The organism is Frigoribacterium sp. R86507 (genome assembly GCF_044597695.1).
Taxonomy (GTDB): Bacteria; Actinomycetota; Actinomycetes; order Actinomycetales; family Microbacteriaceae; genus Frigoribacterium.
Genome location: NZ_CP139002.1, coordinates 1550171 through 1566190, shown reverse-complemented (window position 1 = coordinate 1566190; position 16020 = coordinate 1550171). Strand labels below are relative to the sequence as shown.

Sequence of the window (16020 nt, the reverse complement as noted above, 5' to 3'; positions counted from 1 at the left end):
CGCATGAGCTGGTGGGACGTCGTGACGGTGACCGTGGGTGCGTTCGTGGGCGCCGGGGCGGCGTTCGCGTCGAACCTGCTCGTGCGACTGATCGAGTCGCGGCGGCGCGAGGCCTCCGCCCTCAACGAGCTGATCACCGAGATCCACTTCCGGCGCGTGCTGCGCCGGGTGGCGCCGAGGCTCAGCCCCAACCCCCGCGCCCTCGACCCCGTCTACGAGCAGGCGCGTCATTCGATCTCGGCCCTCCGGGGCGAGATCCGGCGGGCTCGGCGAGCGCTCCGCCCCCGCTCGTCGGCCCTGCCCGTGCTCAACGAGATGACGCTCGCCTGCAACACCTTCCTCGACGACAGCGACGACGCCCCCGAGCGCTACCGGCTGCACCTCATGCAGCTGCACGCCCGGCTCAACGCCTCGGTCCGACGGCTCAGGTCCGACCGCCGCTCGATCTCCGACCTCGAACCCGGCGAGGCGCACCTCGGCCCCACCGTCCAGGGGTTGACCGCGCCGACCACGGCCTTGCCGGTCGACGACTGACCCGCCGCGTCGGACGGCGACCCACGGCGGGACCGACCCACGGCGGGGCCGGACTACGGCCCGGCCGGTCGTCGCCGAGGAGGCGCGGGTACCGTCCCCGAGATGAGCGACCGCGACGAGACCACGACTCCCGACACCACGGCACCCCGCGACGGCGCGTCGGCCGCGCCCGACCCCGCCGGGCACGACGTCGACGCGACGTACACCGTCCCCGGAACGCATTCCGAGTCGGCGGCCGAGAAGGCCGGCACCCCCGAGCAGGCGATCGACGAGGCACGCGAAGGCGAGGCCCCCGACCCGGCCGACGTCCACGTCGCCTCGGACGAGTACCCCGAGGTGCCGGCCTTCGGCGGCATCACGGCGAGCGACCGCTCGATCTGAGCCGCCGTTAGGCTCGGGTGATGGCCTCCGTTCCTGCTCCCCGCGCCCCCCAGAAGCCCGTCACCCGCTCGCACCACGGTCACGACTTCGTCGACGACTACGAGTGGCTCCGCGCGAAGGACGACCCCGAGGTCGTCGCGCACCTCGAGGCCGAGAACGCGCACACCGAGGCCGAGACGGCCCACCTCGCCGACCTGCGGCAGACGGTCTTCGACGAGATCAAGGGCCGGGTGCAAGAGACCGACCTGGGCGTCCCCGTCCGTGAGGGCTCGTGGTGGTACTACTCGCGCACGGCCGAGGGGCAGCAGTACGGCATCCACTGCCGCGCGCCGATCGCCGGGCCCGACGACTGGACGCCCCCGTCGATCGAGGCGGGCGAGGCCGCCGAGGGCGAGCAGGTACTGCTCGACGGCAACGTCGAGGCCGACGGGCACGACTTCTTCTCGATCGGCAGCTTCGACGTCTCGCCCGACGGATCGTTGCTCGCCTACGCGGTCGACGTCGAGGGCGACGAGCGCTACACGCTGCGCATCCGCGACCTGGCGACCGGTCACGACCTCGACGACGTGGTCACCGGCACGGCCGCCGGCGCCCTCTTCGACGCCACCGGCCGCTTCGTCTTCTACCCCACCGTCGACGAGTCCTGGCGTCCCGACACCATCTGGCGGCACGAGGTCGGGCAGCCCGGCGACGACGTCACGGTGTTCACCGAGACCGACGACCGCTACTGGATCGGGGTGGGCCTCACCCGCAGCCGCCAGTACCTCGTCGTCGACGTCGGCTCGAAGATCACCAGCGAGACCTGGTTGCTCGACGCGGCCGATCCGACCGGCGAGTTCCGGGTCGTGTGGCCGCGTCGCGAGGGCGTCGAGTACGACGTCGAGCACGCGATCGTCGCGGGCAGCGACCGCCTGCTGATCGTCCACAACGACGGCGCCGAGAACTTCGAGCTGGTCGACGTGCCGGCCGACGACCCCACCTCGACGACCGACCGCCGCGTGATCGTCGAGCACCGCGCCTCCGTCCGGCTCGAGTCGGTCGACGCGTTCGCCGGGCACCTCGTGGTCGAGTACCGGCGCGACGCGCTGCCGCGCTTCGCCGTCGTGCCGCTCGGCCCCGACGGCTACGGCGAGGTCGCCGAGGTCGGCTTTGACGAGCCGCTGTTCGCCGCCGGCGCGGGCGGCAACCCCGAGTTCCACCAGCCGACCGTCCGCTTCGGCTACACCTCGTTCGTCACCCCGTCGACGGTCTACGACCTCGACGTCCGCACGGGCGAGCGTCACCTGCTCAAGCGCCAGAACGTCCTCGGCGGCTACGACCCGGCCGACTACGATCAGGCCCGCGAGTGGGCCACGGCGGCCGACGGCACCCGCGTGCCCGTGTCGCTCGTCTGGCGCCGTGACGCCGTCCCCGCCGAGGGCCCCTCGCCGGTGCACCTCTACGGCTACGGCTCGTACGAGCACAGCATCGACCCGGGCTTCAGCGTCGCTCGCCTGTCGTTGCTCGACCGCGGCGTCGTGTTCGCCGTGGCACACGTCCGCGGCGGCGGCGAGCTGGGACGCTCGTGGTACGAGGACGGCAAGACCCTGACCAAGAAGAACACCTTCACCGACTTCGTCGCCGTCGCCGACCACCTGATCGCCGAGGGACGAACGACCCCCGAGCTGATGGTGGCCGAGGGCGGCAGCGCCGGCGGCCTGCTGATGGGCGCGGTGGCGAACATCGCGCCCGACCGGTTCGCCGGCATCGTCGCGGCCGTCCCGTTCGTCGACGCGCTGACGAGTATCCTCGACCCCGACCTGCCGCTCACCGTGATCGAGTGGGACGAGTGGGGCGACCCGCTGCACGACCCCGAGGTCTACGAGTACATGCGCGGCTACAGCCCGTACGAGAACGTCCGGGACGACGTCACGTACCCGCGCATCCTCGCCGTGACCTCGATCAACGACACCCGGGTGCTCTACGTCGAACCCGCGAAGTGGGTGGCGCGGCTGCGCGAGGTCGACGCACCGGTGCTGCTGAAGACCGAGATGTCGGCCGGGCACGGCGGCGTCAGCGGCCGGTACGAGTCGTGGCGCGAACGGGCGTTCGAGATCGCGTGGATCCTCGACGTTCTCGGGCGAGCCTGACCGTCGTGGACCACGTCGCCCTGCTGCGGGGCGTCAACGTCGGCACCGCGAAACGGGTGGCCATGGCCGACCTGCGCCGCGTGGCCGCCGACCTCGGCTTCGAGCACCCCGAGACGCTGCTCAACAGCGGCAACCTGGTCTTCGGCGCGTCGTCGGTGCTCGGTGCCGACGACGCGACGGGGCTGCGGGCGGCGATCGCCCGGGCCACCGGTGTCGACGCCGACCTCGTGTTGCTCGACGCCGAACGGTTCGGCCGGCTGGCCGTGGCGAACCCGCTCCGCGACGACGGGCACGAGGGGCGCGAGGGGCGCGAGCCGAAGCTGTTGTCGGTGGCGTTCGCCGAGGTGCCGGGCGCGCTCGACGGGGTCGCGCCTCCTGACGTCGACCTGGGCGACGAAGAGATCGTCGTCTCGCCCGACGCCGTCTACCAGTGGCTGCCGGCGGGCGTCCTCGCCTCGCGGGTGCCCGCCGCCTGGTGGCGCGGACTGCCGACCTCGGTCACGGCCCGCAACGACGCCACCGTCCGCAGACTCGAGGCCCTGCTCGCGCGCCGCGCCCGCTGACCCCGTTTCTGCTTCGCCCTACCCGGCCCCGCCTGCCTGTCCTGTGCTGTGCTGTGCCGTGCCGTGCACATCGCGACCATCGGGCGACGACACGCCGCTCATGTCTCCTTGGGTGCGGCGTGTCGGGCGGCCGATGTCGGGTTCGGCCCGCCGTCGGAGGGACGCACGGTCGGGTTCGGCCCGCCGCCCGAGGGACGCACGGTCAGGTCAGGCCCGCCGCCCGAGGGAAGCGCGACCCGACCGGCCTGACCTGACCGTCCTGACCCGACCGGCGTCGGCGGGCCCGACCGAGGACGGGCGAGTCCGACGGATGCGGGCGGGCGCGCTCGACCGTCCGCCACGAACACGCCCGCGTTCGGCCTCCGGCGCGGTCGGCATCGGCACACCCTCCGGCCTCCGGCCTCCGTGGTCAGAGTCGTCGGGCAGCGCGGCGGAAGCCGCGGAGGGCGTCCTCGGCCTGCCGCACCTCGAGGGTCGCCAGCACGCCGTAGCCGAAGGCGTCCTCGCCGGACCGGTGGGCGAACGCCGCGACCTCGCGCACCGTCCGCACCGCGGCCAGGGCGTCCCGGTGCTCGCCGAGGGCGTCCTGCACGGCCTCGGCCCGGCGGGCACGGCCGCGACCCGACCCGCTGCGGGGCCGATCGGCCTCGAGGGCGTACCGCAGCCGCCGGGCGGCCTTCCGCCCCGCGTGCAGGGCCGGGGCCGCCTCCGCTCCGCTCTCGCCGTCCGACGCCTCCAGGGCCGTGAGCCCCGCCCGGACGGCCCGCTTCGCCCGCTTCCGCTCGGCCCGCAGCCGCGCGGCTGAGAGCTCGGCCGCCGGCTCCGCCGCGTGGTCCCCCGTCGCCGGAGCCGTCACGAGCGCGTCCACCGCGTCCAGCAGGTCGAACCAGGCGCCCGAGTCGAGCAGGCGTCGCACGTCACCGACGGCCTCGACGAGTCGTTCGCCGAGCCGGGCGTCGAGCCGGCCCGTGGCCTGGGCGGCCACGAACCCCGCCGGAGCCGAGGAGGCGCGGGTCGCCACCCGGCCCCGGGCCACCTCGACGTCGCGCGCGGCCCCCGTCACGTGACCGACGTGGGCCGCACCCGCCACGACGGTCGCGGCCAGCCCGGGGTCGAGGACGCCGTCCCACACCGTCAGGAGGACGCGCAGCCGCCGCGTCGTCGTCCGGAGCCGGTGGACCGCGTCCGGCTCGTCGTCGCGCACGGCGACGTCGACAGCGAGCAACTCGTCGCGCAGGCCCGCCGCGGCGGACGTGACGAAGGCCGCGGCCGACTTCTTCTTCGGGGCCGGGGCAGCCGGGGCCGTCGAGACATCCGCCCCGCTCGTGCCGTCGCCGGAGTCCGCCCCCGACACGGCCGGCTCGGAGCCCAGCCCGCGGGCGAGCTTCGACTTCGACGACGACACCGACGCCCCGGCCGACTCGAGCCGTTCGGCGACGGCGTCGAGCAGCCGCTCGCCCTCGGCGCCGTCGACCCCCGGGGCCAGCTCGACCTCCCACTCGCGCCAGGTGCGCAGCAGGCCCGTGTCGGGGTTCGACGCCCTTACGACGTCGTCGGCGAGTTCGCCCAACTCGCGGCCCGAGCCGTCGAGCAGGCGGGTCACGGTGCGCGTCGTCTCGAGTCGCAGCACGGGGTGCACGGGCCGACCCCGAAGCCGCGCCTCGACGAGCCGCCGCAGGGCGTCCGGCACGGGCTCGTCGGGGTCGCCGAGCGGCCAGTGCACCTCGCGGCGCCCGGACGTGCCGGCCGAGGGCGGCAGCTTGAGGTGCCAGCCGGCGTCGCCACCGCCCTCGCGCCTCCTGAGGGTCGTCCGGGCCCCGAGCAGCGTGTGGTCGACGGTGTCCCAGTAGGTCGCGGCGAGCTCGACGGGGTCGTCGTGCCCGACGCCGTCGACGACCAGCGCATCGGCGTCGGTGCCTCCCCCCACCCCGGCCAGGTCGGGCACCCCGGCGCTCTCGTGGACGTCGTACTTGCGCTCGATCTCGGTCTGTTCCGTGCGGCGCGGGGATGCGGTGCTCATGCCCTCCGTTCTAGTCGAGGCGCCTGGCCGGCCGCCTCCCGGACCCGACAGGGTGCCCCGGCGTAGGGTCGTCGCATGAGCGATGTGGCCCCGAGCCTTGCCGGATGGATGGCGCGACAGCGCTGGTACGCGACGAAGGGACGGACGCCTGCCCTGCGCGTGATCGGCTCGTTCGAGGCCGAGGTGGACGACGCCCTCGCCATGACGCTGCTGATCATCGACGAGGCGGCCGACGTCCCCGTCCTGTACCAGGTGCCCCTCGTCAGCCGCGCGACTCCCCTGCCCGGCGGCGACGCGGCATTCATCGGCTCCGCCGACGGACGCTACCTCTACGACGGGCCGCACGACCCGGCCTACACCCGTGAGCTGCTGCGCTCGATGTCCGCCGAGGCGCACGTGGTCGGTGCGGACGTCACGGTCGACGGCACGCGCATCGTCGACCCCGGGCAGGTGCGCCGCTCGCGCGTCCTCTCGGGTGAGCAGTCGAACACGTCGATCGTCTACGACGTCGAGGGCGGCCCCGTCGACCAGGTCATCGCGAAGGTCTTCCGCGTGCTGCACCACGGCGACAACCCCGACGTCACCACCCAGGCCGCCCTGACCCGGGGCGGATCGACGCACGTCCCCTCGTCGTTCGGCTCCCTGCGGGCGACCTGGCCCGACGTCGGACGCGAGGGCGGCACCGCCACCGGCCACCTCGCCTTCTCCCAGGAGTTCCTGCCCGGCCTCGAGGACGCCTGGCGCGTCGCCCTGACCGCCGCGGCCGACGGCACCGACTTCACCGCCGAGGCCCACGCGCTCGGCGTGGCCGTCGCCGAGGTGCACGCGACCCTCGCCACCGACCTCGGCACCGTGCCCGCCGGCGACGACGAGATCGCCGGAGCCCTGACGAGCATGCGTCGCCGCATCACCACCGCGGCGCGCGAGGTGCCGCAGATCGCCGAGCACGCCGACGCGATCGGAGCCGTCTACGACGCGGCCGAGCACCTGCACTGGCCCGACCTGCAGCGCATCCACGGCGACCTGCACCTCGGCCAGGCCCTGCTCTCGCCCGAGCGCGGCTGGATGCTGATCGACTTCGAGGGCGAGCCCCTGCGGCCGATGCCCGAGCGCTCGCGGCCGGACCTGCCGATCCGTGACATCGCCGGCATGCTGCGGTCCTTCGACTACGTCGCCGGCTCGCTCGCGCAAGAGGACGTGCCGGTGGACGCCAGGGCCTGGGCGCACGACGCCCGTCGCGCGTTCGTCGACGGATACGTCGCCTCGTCCGGAGTCGACGTCCGGGCCGCCCGCGCCCTGCTCGACGCGTTCGAGATCGACAAGGCCGTGTACGAGGCGATCTACGAGAGCCGCAACCGGCCCGACTGGATCGACATCCCGCTCGCGGCCGTCGGACGCCTTGCCGCACGCAGCGCCCCCGCCGCCGGCTGAGCCGGGCGGGCAGGACCGCTAGGCGTCCTGCGGGTGACGCACCGCGCCTCCTGACCGCTCGAGAGCGAGAGTGCAGGAGGCGCGGCGACGGCCTCAGGGACGGGGCACGTTGCGCAGGTTCGACCGCGCCATGGCCACCGCCTCGCCGGCCCCGCCGTTCATGACGATCTTCGACATGGCAAGCGAGAAGCCCTTCACCTGGGCGCCCGTGATCGTCGGCGGCAGCGACAGCGCCTTGGGGTCGGTCGCGATGTCGACGAGCGCCGGACCGTCGTGCTCGAAGGCGGCCTCGTAAGCGGCCCGCAGGTCGCGAGGGTCGTCGACGTGGACGGCGTGGATGCCGATCGCCCGCGCCACGGCGGCGTAGTCCGTGTAGGGCACGTCGACGCCGAAGTCGGGGAACCCGTCGACGAGCATCTCGAGCTTCACGAGGCCGAGCGTCGAGTTGTTGAAGACCACGATCTTGACCGGCAGCTGGTACATCTGCGCCGTCACGAGCTCGCCCATCAGCATCGACAGCCCACCGTCGCCCGAGATCGAGACGACCTGGCGGTCGGGGTAGGCCATCTGCGCACCGAGCGCGTGCGGCAGGGCGTTGGCCATCGAGCCGTGCAGGTACGAACCGAAGATCCGGCGGCGCGGGGTCGGTGTGACGTAGCGGGCGGCCCAGACGTTGCCCATGCCCGTGTCGGCGGTGAAGATCGCGTTGTCGGCGGCGACCTCGTCGAGCAGCGAGGCCGCGTACTCGGGGTGGATGGGCCGCATCTTCTCGACGTTCTTCGTGTAGGCCCCGACCGCACCGGTCATCAACTTGTCGTGCTTCTTGAGCGTCTTGTCGAGGAACTTCCGGTTCTTCTTGCGGGTCACCAGCGGCATGAGCGCCCGGAGGGTCGGGGCGATCGCACCGTGCACGGGAACCTGCACGTCGGCGCGACGGCCGATGACGGCGGCGTCGACGTCGACCTGGGCGATGGTCACCTTCGAGGCGTCGGGCAGGAACTGCGGATACGGGAAGTCGGTCCCGAGCAGCACGAGCAGGTCGGCGTCGTGGATGCCGGCGTGGGCGGCGCCGTAGCCGAGCAGCCCGGTCATGCCGACGTCGAACGGGTTGTCGTACTGGATGACGTCCTTGCCGCGCAGGCTGTGCCCGATCGGGGCGGCCACGAGGTCGGCCAGCGCGATGATCTCGTCGTGCGACCCGCGGCCGCCCTCGCCGACGAAGAACGCGACGGTGTCGGCCTGGTTGATGGCGTCGGCCAGGGCCTGCACGTCGTGCCGGTCGGGGACGAGCTCGGGCGGGCGGACGCTGACGTACGCGGGCACCTTGCCGCCCGCGTCGAGCTCGGCGATGTCGCCGGGCAGCGTGATGACGCTGACGCCCTCGCCCGCCAGGGTGTGCCGGATCGCGCTGGCGACGACCATCGGCGACTGCTCTGCCGTCGAGATCATCTCGCTGTAGCCCGAGCACTCGACGAAGAGGCGGTCGGGATGGGTCTCCTGGAAGTAGTCCGAGCCGATCATCGTGCTCGGGATGTGGCTCGCGATGGCCAGGACCTTGGCACGGCTGCGGTTGGCGTCGTACAGGCCGTTGATCAGGTGCAGGTTGCCCGGCCCGCACGACCCGGCGCAGACGGCGAGCTCGCCGCTCATCTGCGCGTCGCCAGAGGCCATGAACGCCGCGGCCTCCTCGTTGCGGACGTGGATCCAGTCGATCCCGCCCTTCGCCGACCCACCGGTGCGACGCACGGCGTCGACGATCGGGTTCAGGCTGTCGCCGACGATGCCGTAGATGCGCCGGACCCCGGCGGTGACGAGCTGGGCGATGATCTGGTCGGCGACCGTGTCTGCCATGGTGTTCCCTTCGTGGTGCGTGCTGGTACGCCTCCCAGCCAACTCCCCCGGCGCTCACCGCCGACCGGGCTTAGCCTGGGGCGATGAGCGACATCGCGAGCACGTACGTCCCCGAGTCCGGCAGCATCACCATGTTCAGCACCTCGTGGTGCGGCTACTGCGCCCGACTCAAGCAGCAGCTCGGCAAGCAGGGCATCGCCTTCACCGAGGTCAACATCGAAGAGGTGCCGGGCACGGCCGAGATCGTCGAGAAGGCCAACGGCGGCAACCAGACCGTGCCGACGATCGTCTACCCCGACGGCTCGACGGCCACGAACCCGTCGCTCGCCGACGTGCAGGCCAAGCTCGGTCTCTGACGTAGCGACCATGGGTCCGACCGGCGCGGGCTCGGCCCCGGCGCGTCCGCTTCGCGTCCTGGTGCTGGGCGGCACCGCCTGGCTCGGCCGGACGATCGTCGAGGCGGCCGTCGGGCGTGGTCACGACGTCACGTGTCTCGCGCGCGGCTCGTCGGGCGTCGTACCCGAGGGCGCGGCGTTCGTCCGGGCCGACCGGGGTACGTCCGGGGCGTACGACCCCGTGATCGAGGGCGGGCGACGCTGGGACGCGGTCGTCGACCTGGGTCGCGACGCAGCGCACGTCCGGGACGCCGTGGCGGTGCTCGAGCCTGCCAGCGCCTCCTTCGTCTTCGTGTCGAGCGTCAGCGTCTACGTAGACACCGCGACCACCGGGGCCGACGAGTCGGCAGCCCTCGTCGACGCCGACGAGTCGGACTACGGCGGGTCCAAGGTCGCCGCCGAACGAGCCGTCGTCGACGCCTTCGGTGCCGATCGGTCGCTGATCGTCCGGGCAGGGCTGATCGGCGGACCGGGCGACCACACGGGTCGCACGGGGTGGTGGCCGCTCCGCTTCGCCCGAGCTGCCGCGTCGATCGAGCCCGATCCGGTGCTCGTGCCGGACGTCCCCGGTCTCGACGTGCAGCCCGTCGACGTGCGCGATCTGGCGAACTGGATCGTCCTGGCCGCCGAGCGCGGGCTCTCGGGGACGGTCGACGCGGTGGGCGAGCGGCAGTCGCTGGCCGACCACCTCGCGTTGGCCCGCCGGGTCGCCGGTCACACGGGTGAGGTCGTCCCCGTCGGCGAGTCCTGGCTCGAGACGCACGAGGTCGGGCCGTGGGCAGGGCCCCGGTCGATGCCCCTCTGGGTGCCCGTCGCCACGCATGCGGGTTTCGGTGCCCGGTCAGGAGGCGCGGGTCGGGCCGCGGGCTTCGTGCCGCGCCCCGTCGACGAGACGCTGCGCGACGTCCTCGCGTGGGAACTCTCGCGTCCCGGCGCGGGCGGCCCCCACGGCGCGGGGCTCGATCCCGACGACGAACGCGACCTGCTCGCTGCGGCCCGCGCCCGCTGAGGTCGCACGCCGCACACGCACGCGCGACGCCGCTCGCCGCACCCGCCATCCACTGCACCGCGTTTCGTGCAGCACACCCGATCTAGTCGCGGTGCGGTGCACGAAACGCGGTGCGATCCCGGCAGGCGGCCCGTGTCAGCTCTGTGCCGGCGGAGCGAAGAACTCGATCTGGTTGCCGTCGGGGTCCTTGATCATCAGGGCGTGGCCGAAGTCGACGTCCTGCAGGTCGGACTCGATGCCGACCGACGTGGCGTGCTCCTGCCAGGCGACGACGCCGGCGCGGTCGGTCACGGCGAGACCGATGTGGTCGAGACCGGGGACGGTCGGGTCGGAGGCCGCGGACGAACCGTCGGTGTAGGCCGTCACCCCGAGGATCTGGCCGTTGCCGACGGAGAAGATGCGGCGATCGAGGCCGTCGAGCTCGATGCGGCCGACCGGGCCCGCACCGAGCAGCTTCTCGTAGAAGGCGAGGCTCGCGTCGAGGTCGGAGACGGTGATGGCGACGTGGGCGTAGCCGGACAGTTCGGGCATGGAGTGCTCCTTCGGTGGTCGGGTGGTCTGCGACCACCGAACTCGCCTCGACTGAGAAGGGCCTCTCGTCCCCCGCTCGGTCGTCCCCCGAATCCGTCCACAGGGCGGCGAGATCCGACGTCGGAGCCCGTCGGCGCCCGAGACGATCGATGCGTGACCACCGACGAACGAGACCTCCAGTCCTTCCTCATCCGATCACGGTTCGACGATCCGGCGGAACGCCGTGCCCACGCACGTGGCGAACTCGTGCGTGTCGCGCCGGGACGCTACGTCGAGGCGGCGGCCTGGCGCGGCCTGCGTCGCGAGGAGCGCCACGCCCTCCGAACGGTGGCCGCGGTCGGCCGGATGCGTGACGAGGTCGTCGTGTCTCACACCTCGGCGGCCGCGGTGTGGGGCATGCCGGTCCTCGGCCCGCCGCTGGCCCGCGTCTCGACGACCGACCCGGAGCGCGTGCGGACCCACACGGGTGCACACGTGACGAGGCATGCGGCACGGCTGCCGTCGGATGAGATCACCCGTCATCGGGGTCTCGTCGTGACCACGCCGGCCCGGACCGCCGTGGACGTCGCTCTGACCGGGACACGCAGCCAGGCCGTGGCCGTCCTCGACCATCGCCTGCGACGCCGGTTGTGCACGCTGGCCGAGTACCAGGCGTGCCTGCTGGGACGGGACCGTGTCCGGGGATCGACCCGCGCCTCCTGGGTCGCCGACTTCGCCAGCCCCCTGGCCGGTTCCGCCGGCGAGTCGGTCTACCGGGTCGCCCTCGACGGTCTCGGATTCCCGGCACCCCGCCTGCAGGAACGGCACGTCGACGACGAGGGGCTCATCGGCTTCACCGACTTCGGGTGGGAGGCGTACGGCGTGTACGACGAGTTCGACGGATTCGTGAAGTACCTCGACCGCGAGATGCGGCACGGGCTGACGGCGGAGGAGATCGTAGTCCTCGCGAAGGTCCGTGAAGACCGGCTGAGGGGCCTGCCCTACGTGAACCGGGTGACACGCACCATCTGGCGCGATCTCGCACGTCCACAGCGGATCGTCACGCGGCTCGAACGAGCGGGCGTCCCCCGCGTCCACACCGCGAATCGTGCACGGCACCGTGACTAGTCGCGGTGCCGTGCACGAAACGCGGTGCGTTGCGAGGCGGCGGGGTGGAGCCGGGTCAGGCCTCGAGGGCGTCCGTGAGCAGGGCGACCAGGGCCGAGAGCTGCACGTCGACGGAGTCGACGACCTCGGAGTCGTCGCCGTCGAGAGCGCGGGCGGCGAGGCCGGCCTTGCTGTCGATCAGTTCGGCGATCTTCGTGTCGATCGTCTGCGCCGCGATGACGCGCCAGGCCGTGACCGGCTCGGCCTGGCCGATGCGGTGCACGCGGTCGATGGCCTGCGTCTGCTCGGCGTCCGTCCACGACAACTCGGCCAGCACGACGTTCGAGGCGACCTGCAGGTTGAGCCCGACGCCGGCCGCGGTCAGCGAACAGACGACGACCTCGACCTCGGGGTCGTTCACGAAGGCATCGATCTGACGCTGACGGACGGCCGGGGTCTGGTCGCCGCGGATCGACGAGTACTTGATGCCGCGTTTGGCGAAGGTGGCCTCGGCGACGTCCATGACGTCGATGTGCTTGGCGAAGAACACCACCTTGCCGACGTTGCGGGCGAGCTGGGCCGTGTAGTCGGCGGCGAGGCCCGCCTTGGCCTGACCGATGCGGCGCACCATGCTGAAGACGTTCTCGCCGGTGCTCGACGCGCTGGCGTCCTCGAGCTCCCACTTGGCGACCTGGCGGACGAGGTCGTGGTCGATGCCCTCGACGCGGACGCCCGACGTGCGGGTGGTGAGCGCGGTGCGGTACTTCTGCACCATGCGGCGGGCCAGCTCGCGCTCGGCGTCGCGGATGGAACGGCCCACCTCGTCGTCGAGTTCGACCGGCAGGTCGGCGATGCGACGGGCGGGGATGTCGGACGCGACGTCGACCTTCTTGCGGCGGACGATGCCGAGATCTATCACGATCTCGCGTGCCGACGAGAAGAACCCGGGATCGGCAGGGGTCAGACCCACCTCTTCGAGGCGCTCCATCAACTCGGCGGCGGGCTTCTTGTCGCCGATCCAGCCCAGGAACTCCCAGATGGCGCGGAAGTCCTCGATGTCGTTGATCAGCGGGGTGCCGGTCAGCGCCATGAGCAGGGGGTGCGCCGTGCGCGACCGGATGCGCTGGGCGAGCTGCAGCACGTGGCGCGACCGCTGCGATTCTTTGTTCTTGATGAAGTGGGCCTCGTCGACGATCATGCCCTTGAAGCCGAGATCGCCGAGCCAGCCGACGTGACGGTCGAGCACCTCGTAGTTCACGATGACCACGTCGGCGAAGGCGTCGAGCTTCTCGCCGTCGCCGTGGATGACGGTCGCCGTGCGCGTCGGCGTCCACAGCTGGACCTCGCGGGCCCAGTTCGTCTTGACGACGTTCGGCACGACGACGAGCAGCGGGTACGCGGCGGCCGCCTGGGCGGCCAGCAGGGCCTGGGCGGTCTTGCCGAGGCCCGGCTCGTCGGCGAGCAGGTAGGTGCGGTGGCCCTGGCGGGCGGACTCGACGAGCTGAGCCTGGTGGTGCATCAGGGTCGCACCCGCGGGAGCGTCGACCGTCGTGGGTTCGGGCAGCGGCATGCAGGCCGAGCCGCCGCCGGCGCCGTACTCGAAGGACTTGAACAGGGGGCCGAAGAGCTCCCAGTTCGCGAGGCGACGCGGGTGTGCCTCGCGGGCGACCTCGGCGAGGGCGAAGTCGGGCGGCAGGAACGGGTTCGCCAGCTGTCGCGAGATGACCGACTGCGGGACGACCTGTCGCTCGGAGGTCGGCGCCACCGGCGCGGCCTCGGTGACGATGATCTGCTGCTCGGGCTCGAGTTCGAGCCCGGCCGACATCTGCATGTCGCGCTTGAGGGTCTTGGCCGCCTCGCTGACCGTCGCCGCATCACCCAGCAGGGTGATCAGCGACGTGTCGCGGGCGGCGGTCTTGGCGAGGATCTGGGCGACGCCGTCGAGTCGCTTCATCTGCTCGGCGCGCTCGGACTCGCTGATGGCCTTGTCGACCTTGACCCGGGCGCGTTCCTCGCGCATGAGCAGGGCGATGACCTGGAACTTGGTGCGGCTCGAGGGCTTGACCTGACCGCGTTGCGCGGCGGCCTCGACCTCGCGCACCGCGCGGGCGAGGACGGGGATCAGCCCGTCGTTGTCGACCTCGCGGCGACGGTTCGGACGCTGGGCGGTGCGGGTTCCACCCGATTGACGCTGGCCTGGTCGAGCCAAGGCTCCTCCTCGTGGTCGACGCGGGGCGTCGACGGTGCTGTGCCGCCATGTCGGCGGTGGGTGCTGCGCGGGGCACCGAGAGGCTCGGCGACCCGGACGGACGGCGACCGTGACGGTCGCGCCGGATGCGTGCGGGGCGGGGTGCCGCGCGGTGGACAGCTGTACCGGCTTCGCGACGGGCGACCTTCGTGGCGGGCAGTCCGACGACGGCGCGTGCCCCGAAGCCCCGTCACGCCGAGGTGTCGACTCGCACCGGAGGAGGCGCGGACCGGAGAACACCCGGGCGGTGAAGCTGGGGACAGTTTACGCGTACGACGCACCCGTACGCCACCAGCGCCTCCTCGTGTCGCGTGGGCCGGGCGCCGCGGGCCCGTCGGGTCGGGTCGGTCGCAGTGGCCCCGTCAGCCGCGGCGACGCAGGCCGCGGGTCGCGGGCCCCTCGAGCACGCTGCCGTCGGCGGCGAACCGCGAACCGTGCAGCGGACAGTCCCACGACCGTTCCGAGTCGTTCCAGGTGACGATGCCGACGAGGTGCGGGCAGATCGCCGACACGGTGCACACCTCGCCGTCCACGGTCGAGCGCGCGACCGGGGCGAAGCCGCCCGAGCGTCCGACCTCGCCCTGTCCCTCGGCGGGGGCGACGGCGACCAGACGGCGTGTCATCGCCCCGGCCCAGCCCTTGGCCGCCCACCAGGCGTCGGCCGCGTTGATGCCGATTCCGGAGGCAATCGCGATCGGCGTGGTGACCCGCTTGTGCAGCGTGGTCATCCACGGCTGCGGATCGCCGAGCACGTCAGAGACGAGGGTCATCGCCGCCTGGACCGCATTCGTCAGCCCCCAGTGCTCGTACCCGGTCGCGAGGTAGATCCGCCCGCGACCGCGCGGCAGCCAGCCGACGAACGGCACGTGGTGCGGCGTGCCGTAGTCCTGGCCGCTCCACGAGTGGGTCAGCCGGGCACCGGGCCAGTGGTGCGTCGTCCAGTCGGCGAGGTCGTCGACCAGTGCGCTCGTCGAGGAGGCGCGGCCCACCGGGTGCCGGTTGCCCCCGGTCACGAGGCGGTCGCCCACCGCGGAGAACGACCGCGTCGGCCCGTCGACCGCCTGGTACATGCCGTCGGGCAGGTCGTCGGCACCCTCGAAGGCGAGTCCGTAGGAGCGCTCGCTACGGAGTTTCGCGAAGTAGAGGCCGCGGTCGAGCACGGGGCTGCCGGTCGTGACGTGGACCCGGTGGCCGCGGACGTCGGGGCCGTCGCTGTGGGTCACCGTCGGACTGGACGCGTCGACGCCGGTCACGCGCACCCCCTCGACGACGACGCCGCCGAGGGCCCGGACGTCCGCCACGAGCGCGGCGATCGCCTGCATCGGGTCGAACTGGGCCTGGTCGGGCAGCCGGAGTCCGCCCGTGGTGCCGAAGGGCAGGTCGAGGCCGAACTCCTTGACGACGGGCAGACCGGCCTTCCGCGCGACGAGGTACTCGTCGTCCACCGTGGCGATGCCGCCGCGGGTCGTCGCGTAGCTGAACGCGTCCCGGCGCTCGACCTCGACGCCGGCCTCGTCCAGGTAGTCGACCATCCAGTCGAAGCCCGCCCGGTTGCCCGCGACGTAGGCGTCGACGACGCGCTGGTAGGTGTTCGTGCGAATTCGCTGGAGCTGCTTGCCCTGCAGCAGCGACATCGACGCCGAGCCGCTGCCGCTCGCGACGCTGCCCACCGAGCGCGCCTCCAGGACGGCGACGCGATGGCCGCGCCGTGCGAACAGCAGGGCGGTGACCAGGCCGGTCAGGCCGCCGCCGACGATCACGTCGTCGTAGACGGTCTCGGGGTCGATCCTGTCGGTCGTGACGTCGTGCGCGGCGTCGAGCCAGGGTGACGGCATGGGGCCT

General features: G+C 72.7%; 13 protein-coding genes. 8 read left to right on the top strand and 5 right to left on the bottom strand.

The features are described 5' to 3' along the window. The first annotated feature begins 3 nt into the window (after positions 1–3). From SJY14_RS07455 to SJY14_RS07440, 4 genes are all read left to right on the top strand, one after another. On the top strand, positions 4–534 hold the full coding sequence (locus SJY14_RS07455; protein ID WP_143048733.1) for a hypothetical protein: 531 nt from the start codon (positions 4–6) through the stop codon (positions 532–534). A gap of 102 nt (positions 535–636) precedes the next feature. Next, positions 637–915 (top strand): hypothetical protein, encoded by a 279-nt coding sequence (locus tag SJY14_RS07450; protein ID WP_055973541.1) that lies wholly within the window; start codon positions 637–639, stop codon positions 913–915. A 20-nt stretch (positions 916–935) separates the two neighbouring features. Then, complete coding sequence (locus SJY14_RS07445) at positions 936–3044, top strand: S9 family peptidase (protein WP_396600184.1); 2109 nt, start codon at positions 936–938, stop codon at positions 3042–3044. A 5-nt stretch (positions 3045–3049) separates the two neighbouring features. Beyond that, the gene (locus SJY14_RS07440; RefSeq protein WP_177174835.1) at positions 3050–3607 is read left to right on the top strand and encodes a DUF1697 domain-containing protein; all 558 of its coding nucleotides are present in this window, start codon (positions 3050–3052) and stop codon (positions 3605–3607) included. A 409-nt stretch (positions 3608–4016) separates the two neighbouring features. Here the strand turns inward: SJY14_RS07440 and SJY14_RS07435 are convergent, their stop codons facing one another. Next, positions 4017–5627, bottom strand: coding sequence for a CHAD domain-containing protein (locus SJY14_RS07435; protein WP_396600183.1), 1611 nt, complete (start codon positions 5625–5627; stop codon positions 4017–4019). A gap of 75 nt (positions 5628–5702) precedes the next feature. Here SJY14_RS07435 and SJY14_RS07430 point away from each other — a divergent pair, with 75 nt between their 5' ends. Continuing rightward, complete coding sequence (locus SJY14_RS07430) at positions 5703–7058, top strand: hypothetical protein (RefSeq protein WP_071257217.1); 1356 nt, start codon at positions 5703–5705, stop codon at positions 7056–7058. Positions 7059–7151: 93 nt separating this feature from the next. Here SJY14_RS07430 and SJY14_RS07425 read toward each other — a convergent pair whose 3' ends face one another. Next, positions 7152–8909, bottom strand: a complete 1758-nt coding sequence (locus SJY14_RS07425; RefSeq protein ID WP_071257215.1) for a pyruvate dehydrogenase — start codon at positions 8907–8909, stop codon at positions 7152–7154. 83 nt (positions 8910–8992) lie between these two features. Between SJY14_RS07425 and SJY14_RS07420 the strand changes: the two genes are divergently transcribed. After that, positions 8993–9265, top strand: coding sequence for a mycoredoxin (locus SJY14_RS07420; protein WP_071257214.1), 273 nt, complete (start codon positions 8993–8995; stop codon positions 9263–9265). 10 nt (positions 9266–9275) lie between these two features. After that, a complete protein-coding gene (locus SJY14_RS07415; protein WP_071257213.1) occupies positions 9276–10313 on the top strand; it encodes an NAD-dependent epimerase/dehydratase family protein in 1038 nt (345 codons plus the stop codon). Between the two features lie 135 nt (positions 10314–10448). Here SJY14_RS07415 and SJY14_RS07410 read toward each other — a convergent pair whose 3' ends face one another. Next, positions 10449–10844, bottom strand: coding sequence for a VOC family protein (locus SJY14_RS07410; RefSeq protein WP_071257212.1), 396 nt, complete (start codon positions 10842–10844; stop codon positions 10449–10451). Positions 10845–10997: 153 nt separating this feature from the next. On the opposite strand from SJY14_RS07410, the gene SJY14_RS07405 reads away from it, so the two are divergent. After that, on the top strand, positions 10998–11951 hold the full coding sequence (locus SJY14_RS07405) for a hypothetical protein (protein WP_071257211.1): 954 nt from the start codon (positions 10998–11000) through the stop codon (positions 11949–11951). Between the two features lie 55 nt (positions 11952–12006). On the opposite strand, the gene SJY14_RS07400 is transcribed toward SJY14_RS07405, so the two are convergent. Continuing rightward, positions 12007–14139 (bottom strand): DEAD/DEAH box helicase, encoded by a 2133-nt coding sequence (locus SJY14_RS07400; RefSeq protein ID WP_071257210.1) that lies wholly within the window; start codon positions 14137–14139, stop codon positions 12007–12009. 401 nt (positions 14140–14540) lie between these two features. Continuing rightward, positions 14541–16013 (bottom strand): FAD-dependent oxidoreductase, encoded by a 1473-nt coding sequence (locus tag SJY14_RS07395; RefSeq protein ID WP_396600182.1) that lies wholly within the window; start codon positions 16011–16013, stop codon positions 14541–14543. Between the last annotated feature and the right edge of the window lie 7 nt (positions 16014–16020).